We start from the raw sequence: 16,636 nt of genomic DNA on the forward strand, positions 1-16,636 counted from the left end.
GCTCATTGTCCGGCCTGCAGCGTGCGTTCGAAGGCGGAGACGATCAGGCCCGTCAGTTCCTCGTGGATGCTCGCGCGCGATCTCTTCGGGTTCTCATTGCAGATCGGGTCGGGTTCGCCGATGGATGCCAGGAAACCGGCGGCACCCGGCTTGCAGACAGGCAGGAAGCTGAAATGATCGGAATTGTCCACCTGCGCATAGCTGGCATTTGGCACCTGCTTCGCCAGGTTATCCGATAGCACCGCGACCGGGATTTCGCCCGCGCTGCCGAGATTGATGAAGGTCAGCGGAATGTCTATGGCCTCCACGCTTTCCGGTTTGAACACGGTGGCAAGGCCCGGATCGACCAGCACGGCCGAGACGATGCGCGGATCGCGGTTCGATTGTTCGAAGCGGGTCCGGTCGATCGTGCGCAGATCCAGCTTTTCCACCGTGACCTCCTCATTGTCGGCAAAGCCGCGCCCGCCACGGAACCATCGGCAATCCATCATTTCGGGATAGGTGTCGCAATAACGGGCAAAGGCATCGAGATCGGCGCGCGCGCCGGCAAGTTCCATCGCCGTGCTGCCCCCGAGAGAGAAGCCGAGGACGCCGATGCGATCCGGGTCGATGGCGGCTTCGAAGCGGCTGTCGGCGGTCAATGCAGTGATGATCTCCGAAAGATCCTGGGTGCGTTCCCAGATCTTCGGTGTGGCGGCAGGCGTGGAATCGCCGCTTGTGGTGCCGGGATGGTTGGGGCCGGCGACGATAAAGCCGGCCGCTGCGAGCTGCGTGGCGATCCACGCCATGCCCTCGACGCGGGACCCGGAGCCATGGGACAGGAGCACGAGCGGAAAGCGGCCCTGCCTGATGGAGCCGTTCCTCAAGGCGGGAGATCCCTCGAAGATGCGGTTCTCGCCGGCGATCATCTCTTCGCCGCCACCCGTGGATGGATACCAGACGGTGACCGCCAGCGAGCGGTCTCGCTCGGGTGAAACCACGCTGATCTTTTGGATGCCGACCGTCTCGCCGGAGAAGGCTGGGGTAACGGTTAGAAGGAAGGCAAGGAGGGAAAGTTTCAGTCGCATGGGAGCCTCGTCCTGTTTTGCTGGAGATGGCTCTTTCTTCATGCCGCCGCAGTGTTTCGCGACCTGGATCGCGTTCGAGGGCGTCCCCGAACGCGATCCTGTCCGCCTGCGATCAAATCCTGTCAGGCGGTCGCGCGCTTTTCCGTCAGGAAATAGAGGAAGGCGATAACCGGAAGGGCAAGGCCGATCATCGAGGCAAGCGACCATCCGCCTTCCGCATAGGCCCATGCGCCGACGGCCGAGCCGACGGCGCCGCCGGTGAAGAAGATCGCCATGAACAGGCCGTTCAGTCGGCTGCGCAGTTCCGCGCCGAGTTCGTAGATGGCGCGCTGGCCTGTTACGAGCGTCATGCTCACCCCGAAATCGACGAGGATGGCGGCGAGCGTCAGCAGCGCAAGTGCGAGCGTGCTGCCTTCGGGCGCGACATGGGTGACGAGGTAGCCTGCCGCGACGCTGGCGATGCCGAGCGCGGTTGCGGGCTTGCCGAGACCCCTGTCGGCCAGCCTCCCGGCCATCGGCGAGGCGATGGCACCTGCAACGCCGGCCAGCGCAAAGAGGGCGATGCCCGCCTGGCTGAGATTGAAGGCGGGGCCGGCGAGATAGAGCGGCGTGACCGTCCAGAACAGGCTGAAGGCGGCGAACTGAAAGGCCTGATAGGCGGCACGGCGCTGCAGCACCTTCTGCGTGGCAAGCTGGCGGCCCATCGAGCGAAGCAGGCCGAGATAGCCGAGCTGGGTCGTCGGACGGCGCTCCGGCAGACGCGTGGCGAGCACGGCGGCGAGCGCCACCATGACGCCGGCCGAGAGGAAGAACACCGCGTGCCAGGAGGTGAAGCGGGCGAGGAAGCTCGCGACCGGCCGCGCCATCATGATGCCGACCATCAGGCCGCTCATGACATTGCCGACCACCCGGCCTCGGGCATAATCCGGTGCCAGATTGGCGGCGAACGGCACGATCATCTGAACCGCGACCGAGCCGAGGCCGATGGCAAGCGATGCCGCGAGGAAGGGGCCGGGCGTGGAGGAAAGACCGGCCGCGATCAGCGAAAGTGTGACGACGCCGATCATGGTGAGGATCAGCCGGCGGTTTTCGACAAGGTCACCCAGCGGCACGAGGAAGAGCAGGCCGAGCCCGTAACCGATCTGCGTCAGTGTCACGATCAGGCCGGTGGCATGCACCGGCAGGCCGATGGCATCGGCAATCGGGCCGGCGAGCGGCTGCGCATAATAGAGGTTGGCGGCGATCAGGCCGCAGGCGGCAGCCATGACGAAGGTCATTCCGGCCGAGATGCCGGAGGCTTTGGTTGGGCTGGCGGATATGCTGGTCATCGGGAATTCCTTGGGGGTCGGTCCTTTGGGGGAGGGGAGAGGGTCAATCGAGAATTCTGAGGAGCGCATCAGCGGCGGCGTGGGTGGCCGCCGGCTTCGGGCTGGTCTTGCCGACGATGCGGATGCCCTGGAGAAAGGCCATGACGGCGAGCGCGGCCGTATCGACGTCGACATCGGACGAGATCGAGCCGTCCGCCTGTCCGTCGCGGATGAAGCCGCGGATCTGCTCCAGCGTGCGGGCCTGCGAGAGGGCGACCCGTCCATCGACATCGGCGTCGAAAAGCGTCAGTTCCACGGCAGCGCCGATGGCAAGGCAACCGCGGCGTCCGGTCTCGCCGCAGGCGGCCGCAGCATAGAAACGCAGCATGCCGCGCACCTTGTCGCGGCCGGTCGTGAGCGGTGCGAGTTCGGCTTCGAGCAGGGCATTGCGCACCTGCTTGTAGCGATCGAAAGCCGCAAGGAAGATCGACTTCTTGTCCTGGAAAGCCTTGTAGATGCTGCCGGCCGTCAGGCCCATGGCGGCTTTCAGATCGGCAATCGAGGTGCCGTGATAGCCGCGTTCGGTGAAGACGACGATGGCCGCGTCGAGCGCTGCGTCGATGTCGAACTCCCGGGGACGGCCGGCGGTGCGGTGACTGGTGGCGGACATGATCGAACCGTATCTTTGGGCTATTTGGAAATGATCGTTTCCAAATAGCGATGGAATTGCCAGCCGTCAAGTCCGGTGCGGGTAGGCGGGATTGCACGTCTCTCTTCGCTTGCCTGCCGCGACGGGCAGCGCTAGCTTCCGCCGACCGTGAAAACAGAGGGAACGAAATGCGGGTTTTCTATTCCGAAAAACATAAGCTTAGGGATGCCAAGACGGAGCTGCACGGCGGCCTGCTGGTGAAGCCTTTCGAGGGGCCGTTCCGGGCAGAATGGATATTGGCGGCGGTGAAGGAAGCGGGTTTTTCCGACGTGGTCGCCCCGGCGGAATATGGTCTCGATACCGCGAGAAAGGTGCATGACGAGAACTTCCTCGAATTCCTGCGCACCTGCTGGGACCGCTGGACCGAGGCGGGTTATCCCGGAGAGGCGATCCCGACGGCTTATGCCTATCGCCGCAGCCGTAACCGCGCGCCGCGCAATATCGACGGCGCCGTCGGCTATTATGCCAATTCCGTCGAGACCTCGATCTCCAAGGGCACCTATGAGGCGGCGCTGTCGTCGATGAACGTCGCGCTTTCGGGCGCCGATTGGCTGAAGGAGGGCAATCGCTTCGCTTTCTCGCTCTGCCGCCCGCCGGGCCATCACGCCGGCATCGATCTCTTCGGCGGCTACTGCTTCATCAACAATGCCGCCGTTGCCGCCCAGCGCCTCTTGGACCATGGCGCGAAGAAGGTGGCCATCCTCGATGTCGACTTCCACCACGGCAACGGCACGCAGGATATCACCTATCATCGCGGCGACATCTTCTTCGCCTCCCTGCATGGCGATCCGGCCGATGCCTTCCCCTATTTCCTCGGTTATGCCGACGAAACCGGCGAAGGCGCGGGCGAGGGGCTGAACGCCAACTATCCGATGCCGGCCGGCACGCCCTTCGACGTGTGGTCGGAAGCCCTTGCCGATGCGCTGAAGCGGATCGAGGCCTATGGTGCCGAGGCCATCGTGCTGTCGCTCGGGGTCGATACCTTCGAGAAGGACCCGATCAGCTTCTTCAAGCTGACCACGCCGGACTATATCCGCATGGGCCAGATGGTGGCTGCAACCGGTCTGCCGGTGCTCACCGTGATGGAAGGCGGCTACGGCGTGCCGGAAATCGGCCTCAACGTCGCCAACGTGCTGAAGGGGTTGGAAGGCTAGCGAGGGAATGACCGGCTTGACCCTGCCCCTAGGACAGGCCGGATAAGGAGGCGGTCAACCCCGAAGGAGATGATTCGTGCGCTCCCATGCTTCCTTTCTGAATTCCGCCGAGGCCGCGCGCCGCCTCGGCATTTCCCCCAAGGCCTTGCGCCTTTACGAACGCCATGGCCTCATCACGCCGGATCGGACGGCCGCGGGATGGCGAACCTATGGGCCGGAAGAGATGAAGCGCGCGGGCGCGGTCGTAGCACTGCGATCGCTGGGTGTCAGCCTTGCGGAAGCCGCAACGATCCTCAACGGCGACGGCGACGTGCTCGACCGCGTGTTGGCCGCCCGACAGACCGCATTGGAGAAGCAGGCAAGTACCCTTGCCGCAACGGTGGCCCGAGTTCATTACGCTCGGTCGGAACTGGCGCATGGTCGCATCCCCTCGCTTGCGGAGTTGAACGATATGCCGTCGACGGCGCCGCCGTGGCTTTCCGTCGATCTCCCCTGGCCGTGGAACGGCGAGCGCTTCGACCTGTTCGACATCAGGGCCATCAACTACGTGGTCGGCCCGCTCGGCAGCGGCAAGACGCGGCTTGCCCATGCCATTGCGAAAGGCCTCGATGGAGCGAAATTCGTCGGCCTCGACAGGGCGGCGGGTGGATGCGCAGAGGCGCGCATGGATGCGGACGGCGGGCTTCGCCGGCGGGTCGATGCCGTGCTCGAAAATCTTGCCGCGGAGGGGGTGCCGCAAACAGCGGCGCACGTGGCCCTTGTGGCCGCGCTTGAGGACAGGGAACCGGGAGCTGTCGTCATCGATATGGTCGAGCAGGACCTCGATCGACGATCACAGCTTGCCTTGCGCGGCCTTCTCCGGCGGAGAACGGCGGATGCGCCGCCGCTCTTCCTGCTGACGCGCTCAAATGTCATTCTGGATCTGGCGACGATCACCCCATCGGAAACCGTGATCTTCTGCCCGGCCAATCACAGCCTGCCGATGCAGGTCGTGCCGCGTCCGGGCGCGCCGGGCTATGAAGCCCTGGCAACCTGCCTTGCGCCGCCGGAGGTGCGCGCCCGGACAGAAGGAATGATCGCATGGATGCCCGGGGCATCGCAGCCGGGTGCATCGGTGACTGGCGCCGCGGGATAACCGCGAGTTCGCGGCGGATGTTTCAGGAGGCGTTTTCCGTCCATCCTTTCCGGGCTCTCCAGAGAACGGTCGAATCCGCATAACCGAGTGCCTCGGCCATGCGCGACTTCTGCACATGCGCGCGCACCTGCAGGGCGGCGAGCGTCTGGCGGTAGTCGCGCACCAGTTCGCGCAGCGACGTGCCTTCCTCGGAGAGCCGTCGTTGCAGCGTCCTGACGGAGATCTTCAGGTCGCCGGCGATGGCGGGCAGGGTGATCGGCTTGTGGCCGATATGGATGCCGATCAGCGCACGCACCTTCTCCGTCATCCGGTCGGTCGGCACTTCGCTGCCGGCGAGATCGGCCACATGGCGCTCCAGCACGGCTGCAAGGCCGGCATCCTCCTGACGGTAGAAGCGGTTGGCGTCCTCCGCCGAAACGATGATGCGGTTGCCGGACTGGCCGAAGCGGATCGGCGCACGGAAGATGCGCTCGAGCGTCGAGCGGTCGCGGGGGGCTGCATGTTCGAAATGGATCTCCATCGGCTTCCAGCCCTTGCTGAAACAGGAGCGCACGAGCTGGCAGGAGGCGGCGAGCGTGAATTCGCTATCCTGCCGCCGCGGCCACATCCTCGGGTCCTCCAGACGGTAGCTCCAGACCAGGTTTCCGTCCTCCTCTAACACGCCTGAACTGGTGGCCCCCTGCACCGTGTTCACATACTTGGCCATACGCTGGAAGCCGCTGCGGATGGTGGGCGAGATCGAGAACAGCACGCCGATCGGACCGATATCGCTCGGCTTGAACATCGTTCCCATCCGGGCGCCGAGCGTGCTTTCGCCGGTGATGAGCGCCGCATCCTCGAAAAGCGCGACATAACGGGCGATCGGCACCATGGCATAGGGATCCTCCAGCTGGGAGCGGAGAATGCCGTGGGTGGCCAGCAGGACATCGGTTTTTCCGGATCGCCGGTCGATTTGTTGCACCAGCGGCTCCAGAACCGAGGCACGAATTGAAGCGATCGCGGGCATGCGACTGATCATTTGCGGTGCAGATGCCATTTTATGCGTCTCCAGCCGGCCATGTGGCGCAATTTATCGAATCATTGGCACAAACTGCAATTTCGGGGCCAGATTGTCGCACGTACCCTCTTGACCAAAATCAAGCACAAGAGGGGTTCCCATGACTTTGGAAGCAAGTATGCCCATACCCGCCGAGCGCCTCGCGAAGAACTCGGTCGGCCTCGCCCATATCGTCTTTTTCGTCGTTGCCGCCGCCGCTCCGCTGACAGCGGTCGTCGGCGCTTCGCCCGCCGCCTTCGCCTTCGGCAACGGTGCCGGCGTGCCCGGCGCCTTCGTGCTCGCCGGGCTGCTCTACCTTGTCTTCTCCGTCGGCTTCACGGCAATGGGCCGGCACGTCGGCGGCGCGGGCGCCTTCTACACCTACATCACCCAGGGCATCGGCAAGCCGGCCGGTGTCGGCGGGGCGCTGATGGCGCTCGTCACCTACAGCGCCGTGCAGATCGCCGTCTATGCGCTGTTCGGCGTCTTCATGGCCGGCGCCATCGCGCCGCTCGGTCTGGATCTGCCCTGGTGGGTCTGGGCCTATGTGGCCCTGCTGGTGGTGATGGTCTGCGGCCAGCGCAACATCGCCTTTTCCGGTGCGATCCTCGGGGTGTGCATGATCGCCGAGATCGCCATCCTGTTGCTGCTCGACCTCGGTATCCTGTTTGCCGGCGGCGGGCCGGAAGGCATCGGCTTCACTTCCTTTGCTCCGGCGACCGTGTTTTCGCCGGGTCTCGGTGTGGCGCTGGTCTTCGTCGTCGGTTCCTTCATCGGCTTCGAGGCGACCGCGATCTTCGGCGAAGAGGCCGAAAATCCGGAAAAGACCATTCCGCGCGCAACTTATGTCGCCGTGCTGCTGATCACCCTTTTCTACGCCTTCTCCACCTGGGCCATCGTCCAGTTCTACGGTCCGACCAAAGTGCAGGAAACCGCGGCTGCAGGCCTTGAAACCTTCTACTTCGCCGCTTCCGACGCAGTCCTCGGCGCCTGGGCCAGCCAGATCATGAACGTGCTGCTGATCACCAGCCTGTTCGCCTGCGTGCTTTCCTTCCACAACACGCTGAACCGCTATTTCTTTGCGCTCGGCCGGGAAGGTCTGGCGCTGCGTGCACTCGGAAAGGTGCATGAAAAACACGGCTCTCCCCATGTCGCGGGCCTCGTGCAGAGCGCGGTGGCAGCCGCCATCCTGCTGCTCTTCATCCTGGCCGGCGCCGACCCGTATGCTGTTGTCTTCTCCTGGATGTCGGCCCTTGCCGTTATCGGCATCCTCGCGGTGCAGGCGCTCGTCTCGGTCGCCATCATCCTGTTCTTCCGCCGCAACGCCACCGGCTACGGCGTCTGGACCACAATGGTTGCTCCGGCAGTAGCGCTGATCGGGCTCCTCGGCTCGTTGCTGCTTGTCACGTCCAACCTCTCTCTTCTCTCCGGCAGCGAAAGCCCGATCGTCGCGAGCTTCCCTTACGCCATGGTCGCGGTCGGTCTCGCCGGCGCTGCCTTCGCCGTCTGGATCAGCAAGGCCCGCCCCGAACACTATGCATCCCTTGGAAAGGTATTCGAATGACCGCGCTCCAGCATTTCAATCCGGCCGACCGGCTGCTCGCTTTCGCCTTCGCCGCGCTGACTGCCGCAACCCTGGTGGTAGCCGCCGAGGCCCACGCCTTCTGCTCGATCTTCTGCATCCATGGCGACCGTGCCGCGGAAACGGAAATCTGCGCCGGCCGCTCCTGAGCCGCCAATGCGGCGCGCGCCTGACGCGCGCTGCTTCCTCCCTCCGAAAGGCAAGAACTCATGGACGCCATCGTCACAGTCAAAACCCATCCGCTCGATCCCCTGAGCCTCAAGGAAATCGCCGCCGCCGTGGCGATCCTCAGGGACGATCGGGCGCTGGCTGAAACCTTCCGCTTTCCGATCGTCCGGCTGGAGGAGCCGGACAAGGCGGCGGTCGCCACCTGGCGTGCCGGGGGCGAGCTGCCACGCCTCGCATTCATCCTGACCATGGATATCGCCGACGGTCAGACCTTCGAGGCCATCATCAACCTCACTGACGGCAAGGTTGCGGACTTCAAGCGCCTGCCGCTCGACGAGGCGCCCTACGGCCAGCCGCCGGTCATGCTCTGCGAATTCGAGACCGTGGAAGGAACCGTCAAGTCCGATCCCCGCTGGATCGCTGCTGTCAAGAAGCGCGGCATTACCGACGAGGATATTCCCCTCGTCCAGATCGACCCGTTCTCATCAGGCTATTTCGGTCGCGATTTCGAAAAGGGCCGGCGCATCGTGCGTGCCGTTTCCTACTGGCGGGAGGATATCCGCGACAACGGTTATGCCCATCCGATCGAAGGCGTTGTGGCCGTGGTCGACCTGATCGAGAACCGGGTGGTCGACCTTGTCGACGACGAGAAGGTGGTGCCGGTTCCGAAGAAGAAGCGCAATTACGGCCGCGAGACCTTTCCGGAAACCCGCAAGGACCTGAAGCCTCTGCATATCGTGCAGCCGGAAGGGCCGAGTTTCACCGTCGACGGATGGAAGGTCGAGTGGCAGGGCTGGAGTTTCCGCCTCGGCTTCACCCCGCGCGAGGGGCTGGTGCTGCACGAACTCGGCATCAAGGACAAGGACAGGCATCGCCCGGTGATTTTCCGCGCCAGCGTCACCGAAATGGTGGTGCCCTATGCCGATCCGACCGCGAACCACTACTGGAAGAGCGCCTTCGACGCCGGCGAATACGGTCTCGGCCGGCTGGCGAACTGCCTCGAACTCGGCTGCGACTGCCTCGGTCTCATCCATTATTTCGACGTGCCGGCCGCCGACGACCTCGGCCAGCCCTTCGTCATGAAGAACGCTATCTGCATGCACGAGGAGGATTTCGGTATCCTATGGAAGCACAACGAATTCAGGAACGGCATCCACGAGGTGCGCCGTTCGCGGCGTCTGGTGATTTCCTTCTTCGCCACCGTCGGCAATTACGACTACGGCTTCTACTGGTATCTCTATCAGGACGGAACGATCCAGCTCGAGGCCAAGCTCACGGGCATCATCCAGACCAAGGCGATCGCGACCGGCGAGGCCTATCCCTGGGGCGGCATGGTCGACGACAATCTCGGCGGTCCGACCCACCAGCATTTCTTCAACGCCCGCCTGCACATGGATGTCGACGGCGGCGGCAACACGGTGACGGAGCACGAATTCGTGCCGCGCCCCTGGGGCGACGACAACCCTTACGGCAACGTCTTCGATACGAAGAGCCGGGTGCTGAAGCGGGAACTCGATTCGCCCTCCATCGCCAAGGGCGAGACCGGACGCTACTGGAAGATCCAGAATCCCAATGTCGAAAACAGCGTCGGCAAGGCACCGGGCTACAAGCTGGTCGCCATGCCCTCGCCGTTGATGCTGGCGCAGGAGGGATCGACGGTCGCAAGCCGTGGCGGCTTCGCCAGGAAGCACATCTGGGTGACGGCCTTCGACCCGGCGGAGAAATACGCAAGCGGCGATTATCCGAACGTCCATGCCGGCGGCGACGGACTGCCGAAATACGTGACGGCCAACCGTCCGATCGAGAACGCCGATCTGGTCGTCTGGCATTCCTTCGGCCACACCCATGTCTGTAAGCCGGAAGACTTTCCGATCATGCCGGTGGAATATGCGGGCTTTACCCTGAAGCCGAACGGCTTCTTCGCCTCGAATATCGCCATGGACCTGCCGCCGGAGAAGAACGCCCACAGTCGGGATAATCGCGACGCCGGCTGCTGCTCGACAACGGAAACGAAGAGCGGCTGCTGCCACTGACGGCGTCATGAAAAAACGGCTTCGGGACGTCGATCCCGGAGCCGAATATTTTGGCCGGATATGTCCGCCATTCGTCCAGTACGGTGCTTTTTCCCTATGTTGCAAGGGATATTCTCGGCTATCCTTGAACCCATGGAGAACGAGAAATGTCCGATATCAACACCGCATTGATTGTCATCGACGCGCAGGAATCCTTCCGTCAGCGGCCTTACTGGGATCAGGCGAAGGCCGCGACCTACTTTGAGCGCCAGCAGGCGCTGATCGACGGCGCCCGCGCCGCCGGCATTCCGATCGTGCGTATCTTCCATGTCGACGCCGATGAACCCTTTACGCTCGAAAGCGGCTTCGTGCGCACGCTTGCCGAACTGCGGCTCGAACCCGACGTCACCTTCCACAAGCACAGGCATTCGGCGCTGGTCGGTTCCGGCCTCGATGTCTGGCTGGTGGAAAACGGCATTCGCCGGCTGATCGTATCCGGCATCCGCACCGAGCAATGCTGTGAGACGACCACGCGGCATGCCTCCGATCTCGGCTGGGACGTCGATTTCGTTTCCGAGGCGACTCTGACCTTCCCCATGACCCATGCCTCGGGCGAGACTTTCGATGCCGATGCAATCCGCAAGCGCACCGAACTGGTGCTTTCAGGCCGTTTCGCCCGCATCGCAACTGTCGAGGAAGCGCTCGGCAAGAAGGCGCTCGCCGCATGACGAAAAGCGGCCCGGCGGGAGAAACGCAGACCGTTCCGGTGTTCACGCTTGTGCCGCCGGAGGCGCTGCTGATCGACATCGCCGGGCCGCTTGAAGTGCTGCGCTATGCCAATCTCGAGCAGAGCGATCTGCATTTCGACTGCCACTACATTTCCGACAGGCCGAGCCAGACGACCTCGATCGGGTTGAAGATCGACGGCCTCGAACCCTTGCCGGAGCGATTGCCGCCGGGGGCGATGCTGGTCATCTCCGGCAGCCTTTCGGTCGGGCTCGCGGAATTGCGCAGCGATCCAGAGCTTCAGCGCCTGAGAGACTGGCTGCGTGGGGTCGTCACGGACGATACGCGGCTGGTGACGGTGTGTTCCGGCGCATTGCTCGCAGGTGCTGCCGGGCTGATGGATAGCCGGCAATGCACCACCCATTCGGATTGCATCGAGGAGCTTCAGGCGCTTGCGCCGAGCGCGAACGTGCTGGAGAACCGCCTCTATGTCGAGGACGGCAACCGTTTTTCCAGCGCCGGCATTTCCACCGGCATCGATCTCATGCTGCATGTGGTGGCGCGGCTCACTTCGGCGCGAGTTGCACTCGCCGCCGCCCGTCGCATGGTGATCTATCTGAGGCGGAGCGGGTCGGATCCGCAATTGTCGCCCTGGCTCTCCGGCCGCAACCACATTCATCCGGCCATTCATCGCATTCAGGATGCGGTGATGCAGGAGCCGGCGCGGGACTGGAGCCTTGGCGATCTCGCGCGTCTCGGCGCGCTCAGCGAACGCCATCTGACACGGCTTTTTCGCGAACATGCCGGCCTGTCGGTGACGGAATACGTCAACACCATGCGGGTGGCGCTCGCCCGCGATCTCCTTTCCCAGACCCGTCTCGATATGGAAAGCGTTGCGGAACGCGCAGGCTTCTCCTCGACCCGCCATCTGCGTCGCGTCTGGGCCGAACATCAGCCCCTGCCGCCGAGCCAGTATCGCAGGGAGAGATACGGGGAAGGGTGAAGACAGCTTTTTTGGACGGAGAGGCTTTCGCCCGCCGTCGCGAATGTCGGATCACAGAAATTGAATGGTGGATCGTCTCTCCGGTTGCTAACCTTGCGCAATACCTGCCTGACCTTCATGGTCGTTTTCAAGATTCCGGAGTTATTTCATGCAGATGCGCGCACTCGGCCGTACCGGCCTTTCGATCTCCCCGGTCGTTTTCGGCGGCAACGTGTTCGGCTGGACGGCAGACGAGAAGACCTCCTTCGACCTGCTCGACGCCTTTTTCGATGCTGGCTACAACGCCATCGACACGGCCGATGTCTATTCCGCCTGGGTGGACGGCCATGAAGGCGGCGAAAGCGAAATCGTGATCGGCAACTGGCTGAAGCGCGGCCATGTTGCCCGCGACAAGGCGGTGATCGTTACCAAGGTCGGCTTCGACAACAGGGGACGCAAGACGGGGCTCAGCGCCAAGTGGATCGCGGAAGCCGTGGAGGCTTCGCTCTGCCGGCTGCAGACCGATTACATCGACCTTTATCTCTCCCACGCCCCGGATACGGGCGTACCCCATGAGGAAACGCTCGGCGCCTTCTCCAGGCTGAAGGAGCAGGGCAAGGTGCGCGCCATCGGCTGCTCCAACTTCGATGCCGGTCAGCTTGCCGCATCCTTCGAGGTGTCCAAGGCGAACAACCTGCCGCGCTACGACGTGATCCAGCCGGAATACAATCTCTACACCCGTGACAAGTTCGAGGGTGCGCTGGGCGATCTCTGCATCGCAGAGGATATCGGCGTCATCAGCTACTACGCGCTGGCCGCCGGCTTCCTCACGGGCAAGTATCGCGAAGCCAAGGATACCGAGGGTGCGGCCCGCGGCTACCGCGTCAACGATTACCTGAACGACAAGGGTTTCCGCATTCTGGCCGCGCTCGATCAGGTGGCGAAGGAAACGGGGGCGACGCCTGCCGCGATCGCGATCGCATGGGTTGCCGCGCGCCCGGGCATCACCGCGCCGATCGCCAGCGCCACCAGCCTGCGCCAGCTTGAAAGCATGATCGCGGCCGGCAAGCTGCAGCTTTCCGATGCGCAGATGGCGCTTCTGACCGCGGCGGGTGCCTGAGGCTATGTCGTTTGAGATCCGTGACGTGCGGCCGGAAGACGAGGCGGCGTGGCGCCGCCTCTGGGCCGGCTATCTCGCCTTTTACAAGGTGACGCTCGGCGAGGATGTCGTCGCGAGCACCTGGTCCCGTATCCTCGATCCGCAGTCCCGCGTTGCCATGCGGGTGGCGGTCGTAGACGGGGAACTCGCCGGCTTCGCCATCCATCACTACCATCATTCGACCTGGGTGAAGACGCCGGACTGCTATCTGGAAGATCTCTATCTCGACGAGCGGTTTCGCGGCCATGGTATTGGCCGGGCGCTGATCGACGACCTGATCGGGATTTCGCGGGAGAAGGGCTGGTCCCGCCTCTACTGGCACACCGACCGCGACAATGAACAGGCGCGAAAGCTCTATGACACCTACGCCCGTGAAGACGGGCACGTGCGCTATCGGCTGACACTCGACTGACGTCTGTTGTCAGTCCGTATGCCGGAAGAAATCGATGAAGGCTCTGAGCGCCGGCCGCATCTGCCGGCGCGATGGATAATAGATGTAAAAGCCTTCGAAGGGTGGGCACCAGTCTTCCAGCACCCTGACCAGCTGCCCGCTTTGAAGCTCCTCGTGGATGCGGGCATCGAACAGATAGGCGAGCCCAGCGCCGTCGAGACAGGCCGAAAGGATGAGCTTGTCATCCGGCAGGATCAGCGGGCCATCGACGGAAACCGTGAGCGGACGGCCGTCGTTCTCGAATTCCCAGCGATAGAGGCGGCCGCTGGAAAAGCGTCGGCGGATGCAGCGATGATCGGCCAGATCGCGCGGATGGGCGGGCTTCGGATGATCGGCGAAATAGCCCGGCGTCGCCACGACCGCGCCGCGCAAGGGGCCGCAGGCGCGCACCGCGATCATGTCGGCCTCGAGGCTTTCGCCAAGCCGTATTCCGGCATCGTATCCCTGCACGACGATGTCCTCGAAGATGTCGTCGGTTACAAGTTCGACGGTGATATCGGGATAACGCGCAAGGAAATCGCCAAGACGCGGCGCGATCAGATATTCGGCTGCCGGACGTGGCATGGTGATCTTCAGGAGGCCGGCCGGTGCGGCGCGGCTGTCGGCAAGGGCCGCGATAGCACCATCGATATCGTGAAGCGCTGGAGCCAGGCTGTCGAGCAGCCTCCGGCCCTCCTCGGTCGGCGCGACGCTACGGGTGGTGCGCGCCAGAAGCCGGATGCCGAGGCTTGCCTCCAGCGACGCGACGGCATGGCTGACCGCCGAAGGCGCAATCGCCAGCTCGTCGGCTGCCTTGCGGAAGCTGCGATGCTCCGCAACGGCGGCAAAGACTGCAAGCTGGGAAAGCTGGATCCGGTTCATTGTTCTATTTGATAGAATAAAGTGAGCCGCTTTGCAGCAATTATCAGAGCGGCAATCATGGCCTACCTTGCCACTTGTCCGCTGCAGACCGCCTCCCGGCCGCAATTTGCGGACATCAAAAGGATAAACGCTCGATCAAAGGAGCCTTTCATGGAAACCCGCAAGCTCGGTAGTCTTTCCGTTTCCGCCCTCGGCCTCGGCTGCATGGGCATGAGCTACGCCTATGGCGCAACCGACGAAAAGCAGGCCGTCGCCACCCTGCACCGCGCCGTCGAACTTGGCGTTACCTTCTTCGACACCGCAGAAATGTATGGCCCCTATGACAATGAAATCCTCGTGGGCCGCGAACTCAAGGCCGTGCGCGACAGGGTGGTGATCGCCACCAAGTTCGGCTTCAGGATCGACGACAGCAAGCCGCATGGTCAGAATATCGTTGGCGTCGACAGCGGTCCCGAACATGTCAAGGCCGTGGCCGAGGCTTCGCTGAAGCGGCTCGGCACCGATGTCATCGATCTCTATTACCAACACCGCGTCGACCCCTCCGTACCGATCGAGGATACGGTTGGCGCGATGGCCGAACTGGTGGCCGAGGGCAAGGTCCGCGCCCTTGGACTTTCCGAGGCGGGTGCCGCCACCATCCGTCGCGCCCACGCCGTTCATCCGATCGCCGCCGTGCAGAGCGAATATTCGCTGTTCAGCCGCGATCCGGAAGAAAACGGTGTGCTCGCCACCTGCCGCGAACTCGGCATCGGTTTCGTGCCCTACAGCCCGCTCGGACGCGGTATGCTGACGGGAGCGATCCGCAAGCCGGAGGACATCGGAGCTGATGATTTCCGCTCGCAGCTCCCCCGGTTTCAGGCGGAAAACCTCTCCGCCAACGAGGCGTTGATCGATCTCCTGACCGCGATGGCCGGAGAGAAGGGCGTGACGGCCGCACAATTGGCGCTCGCCTGGGTGCTGCATCAGGGCAAGCACATCGTGCCGATCCCAGGCGCTCGCAAGATCCCGCATCTGGAGCAAAATGCCGCCGCTGCAGACATCGCACTTTCGGCCGAGGAACTCGCCCGCCTGTCAACGGCGCTCTCGCCCGACAAGGTGGCCGGCAAGCGCTACAGCGACGCTTCGCTGGCGATGACGAACCTCTGACATCTGAAGCGGCGACGTTCTTGGGTTTACCCCCCTCTGCCCTGCCGGGCATCTCTCCCTCAAGGGGGGAGATCGGATAGTCGCCGCCTCTCGCTCCCTCTCTAGCGAAAACACTTTTGACATGTGGGGGAAAAAATTGGGGAGGCAGAGAGGTCAGCCGTTCTGCCGATCTCCCCCTCGAGGGGGAGATGCCCGGCGGGGCAGGGGGGGAGCCACAAGCCAATATCTTCGGAATCCAAGACAGCTCGTGTCCTTGCCGGGATTGCTCCCTGAAGTCGGGGTGGCTCTAGCCAAGTTCCAGCGTTGTAACGCCGTAGACGCCGGACTGCTCCACTGCCGGCGCCGGTCCGCGATACATGCGGCGGGTGGCGAAGCCGCGTGTGAAGCCAAGCCGGTCGAGACGGGCGGAAAAGGTCTCCTGCGCCTCCGGCACGTCGATCTGCAATTCCTCGGCGCCAATGCGTAGCAGGCAGGCATCAAGCAGGGCGTCGGCCGCATCGTTGTCGACGGCGAAAAGCGGACCGAGCTTGTAGCCGACAAGGCAGCGTCGCAAGACTGCATAGCCGGCTATGCCTGCGGCGGTGGTGGCGACGAAGGTTTCGCGGGGAGCGGAAAGCCATTCAGTGAGGAAGGCGCTGCGCTCTGCCGGAAAAAACCGGCTGTCGAAGGCTCCGATGGCTGGCAGCAGGTCGGGTGTTGCCGCGCAAACCTTGATGGTCGATGCGGACGGCGACGATGGGGATGGCGTTGTCACTCGGCCGCTCCAGCGGAAGGTCTGGTAAGTCGGCACAAAGCCCATGCTGGCATAATTCGCCTGCTGTTCGGGAACGCCGTCGAGACCGATGGTCCGTCCCTCGAGATGGGCTATTCCGGCATCCCAGACCTGCCGGCCATAACCCTTGCCGCGGTAATCCGGATGGCAGATGTAGAGGCCGATGAAACCGAAATCCGTGCCGTAGGCGACCGCCGAAATGCCCGCGGCAAGCACGCCATCCACGAAGCAGCCGAGAAAACCTTGCGGATCGGCGGCGTGGAAAGCACTCGCATCGGCAAGCCCCGGATTCCAGCCTTCGTCACCGGCCCAGCCGACCAGCGTGGCGACCTCCGCTGGTGAAAGCGGGCGGATCTCGGTGGCCGGCAT

General features: G+C 63.6%; 16 protein-coding genes. 10 read left to right on the top strand and 6 right to left on the bottom strand.

The window, feature by feature from the left end:
* Positions 1–2: 2 nt before the first annotated feature.
* From NBH21_RS14000 to NBH21_RS14010, 3 genes are all read right to left on the bottom strand, one after another.
* Entirely contained in the window at positions 3–1,067 is a 1,065-nt protein-coding gene (locus tag NBH21_RS14000; RefSeq protein WP_250914084.1) for an alpha/beta hydrolase family protein, read from the bottom strand.
* A 122-nt stretch (positions 1,068–1,189) separates the two neighbouring features.
* Positions 1,190–2,395 (bottom strand): MFS transporter, encoded by a 1,206-nt coding sequence (locus tag NBH21_RS14005; protein ID WP_250914083.1) that lies wholly within the window; start codon positions 2,393–2,395, stop codon positions 1,190–1,192.
* Positions 2,396–2,438: 43 nt separating this feature from the next.
* Entirely contained in the window at positions 2,439–3,044 is a 606-nt protein-coding gene (locus tag NBH21_RS14010; RefSeq protein WP_250914082.1) for a TetR/AcrR family transcriptional regulator, read from the bottom strand.
* A 167-nt stretch (positions 3,045–3,211) separates the two neighbouring features.
* On the opposite strand from NBH21_RS14010, the gene NBH21_RS14015 reads away from it, so the two are divergent.
* Together NBH21_RS14015 and NBH21_RS14020 are read left to right on the top strand one after the other, a co-directional pair.
* On the top strand, positions 3,212–4,237 hold the full coding sequence (locus NBH21_RS14015; RefSeq protein WP_250914081.1) for a histone deacetylase family protein: 1,026 nt from the start codon (positions 3,212–3,214) through the stop codon (positions 4,235–4,237).
* 76 nt (positions 4,238–4,313) lie between these two features.
* Complete coding sequence (locus NBH21_RS14020; protein ID WP_250914080.1) at positions 4,314–5,372, top strand: MerR family transcriptional regulator; 1,059 nt, start codon at positions 4,314–4,316, stop codon at positions 5,370–5,372.
* A gap of 22 nt (positions 5,373–5,394) precedes the next feature.
* On the opposite strand, the gene NBH21_RS14025 is transcribed toward NBH21_RS14020, so the two are convergent.
* The gene (locus tag NBH21_RS14025) at positions 5,395–6,408 is read right to left on the bottom strand and encodes an AraC family transcriptional regulator (RefSeq protein ID WP_250914079.1); all 1,014 of its coding nucleotides are present in this window, start codon (positions 6,406–6,408) and stop codon (positions 5,395–5,397) included.
* Positions 6,409–6,529: 121 nt separating this feature from the next.
* Here NBH21_RS14025 and NBH21_RS14030 point away from each other — a divergent pair, with 121 nt between their 5' ends.
* The 7 genes from NBH21_RS14030 (at position 6,530) to NBH21_RS14060 (ending at position 13,449) form a co-directional block, all read left to right on the top strand.
* Positions 6,530–7,972, top strand: coding sequence for an APC family permease (locus tag NBH21_RS14030; RefSeq protein WP_250914078.1), 1,443 nt, complete (start codon positions 6,530–6,532; stop codon positions 7,970–7,972).
* A complete protein-coding gene (locus NBH21_RS14035) occupies positions 7,969–8,139 on the top strand; it encodes a hypothetical protein (RefSeq protein ID WP_250914077.1) in 171 nt (56 codons plus the stop codon). The genes NBH21_RS14030 and NBH21_RS14035 overlap by 4 nt, the downstream gene beginning before the upstream one ends.
* A gap of 60 nt (positions 8,140–8,199) precedes the next feature.
* Entirely contained in the window at positions 8,200–10,191 is a 1,992-nt protein-coding gene (locus NBH21_RS14040) for a primary-amine oxidase (RefSeq protein WP_250914076.1), read from the top strand.
* A 146-nt stretch (positions 10,192–10,337) separates the two neighbouring features.
* Positions 10,338–10,898, top strand: a complete 561-nt coding sequence (locus tag NBH21_RS14045; protein ID WP_250914075.1) for an isochorismatase family protein — start codon at positions 10,338–10,340, stop codon at positions 10,896–10,898.
* Positions 10,895–11,899 carry a GlxA family transcriptional regulator gene (locus NBH21_RS14050; RefSeq protein ID WP_250914074.1) on the top strand — a complete coding sequence of 335 codons (1,005 nt, stop codon included), beginning with the start codon at positions 10,895–10,897 and terminating at the stop codon, positions 11,897–11,899. The genes NBH21_RS14045 and NBH21_RS14050 overlap by 4 nt, the downstream gene beginning before the upstream one ends.
* 148 nt (positions 11,900–12,047) lie before the next feature.
* A complete protein-coding gene (locus tag NBH21_RS14055) occupies positions 12,048–12,998 on the top strand; it encodes an aldo/keto reductase (RefSeq protein WP_250914073.1) in 951 nt (316 codons plus the stop codon).
* Positions 12,999–13,002: 4 nt separating this feature from the next.
* Entirely contained in the window at positions 13,003–13,449 is a 447-nt protein-coding gene (locus NBH21_RS14060) for a GNAT family N-acetyltransferase (protein ID WP_113447038.1), read from the top strand.
* A gap of 9 nt (positions 13,450–13,458) precedes the next feature.
* Here NBH21_RS14060 and NBH21_RS14065 read toward each other — a convergent pair whose 3' ends face one another.
* A complete protein-coding gene (locus NBH21_RS14065) occupies positions 13,459–14,349 on the bottom strand; it encodes a LysR family transcriptional regulator (protein ID WP_250914072.1) in 891 nt (296 codons plus the stop codon).
* A gap of 150 nt (positions 14,350–14,499) precedes the next feature.
* On the opposite strand from NBH21_RS14065, the gene NBH21_RS14070 reads away from it, so the two are divergent.
* Positions 14,500–15,495: an aldo/keto reductase gene (locus NBH21_RS14070; RefSeq protein WP_250914071.1), complete on the top strand. Its 996-nt coding sequence runs from the start codon at positions 14,500–14,502 to the stop codon at positions 15,493–15,495.
* Between the two features lie 286 nt (positions 15,496–15,781).
* On the opposite strand, the gene NBH21_RS14075 is transcribed toward NBH21_RS14070, so the two are convergent.
* Positions 15,782–16,636, bottom strand: coding sequence for a GNAT family N-acetyltransferase (locus NBH21_RS14075; RefSeq protein WP_250914070.1), 855 nt, complete (start codon positions 16,634–16,636; stop codon positions 15,782–15,784).

Origin of the sequence: Ciceribacter sichuanensis (assembly GCF_024055605.1) — a bacterium.
GTDB lineage: Bacteria > Pseudomonadota > Alphaproteobacteria > Rhizobiales > Rhizobiaceae > Allorhizobium > Allorhizobium sichuanense.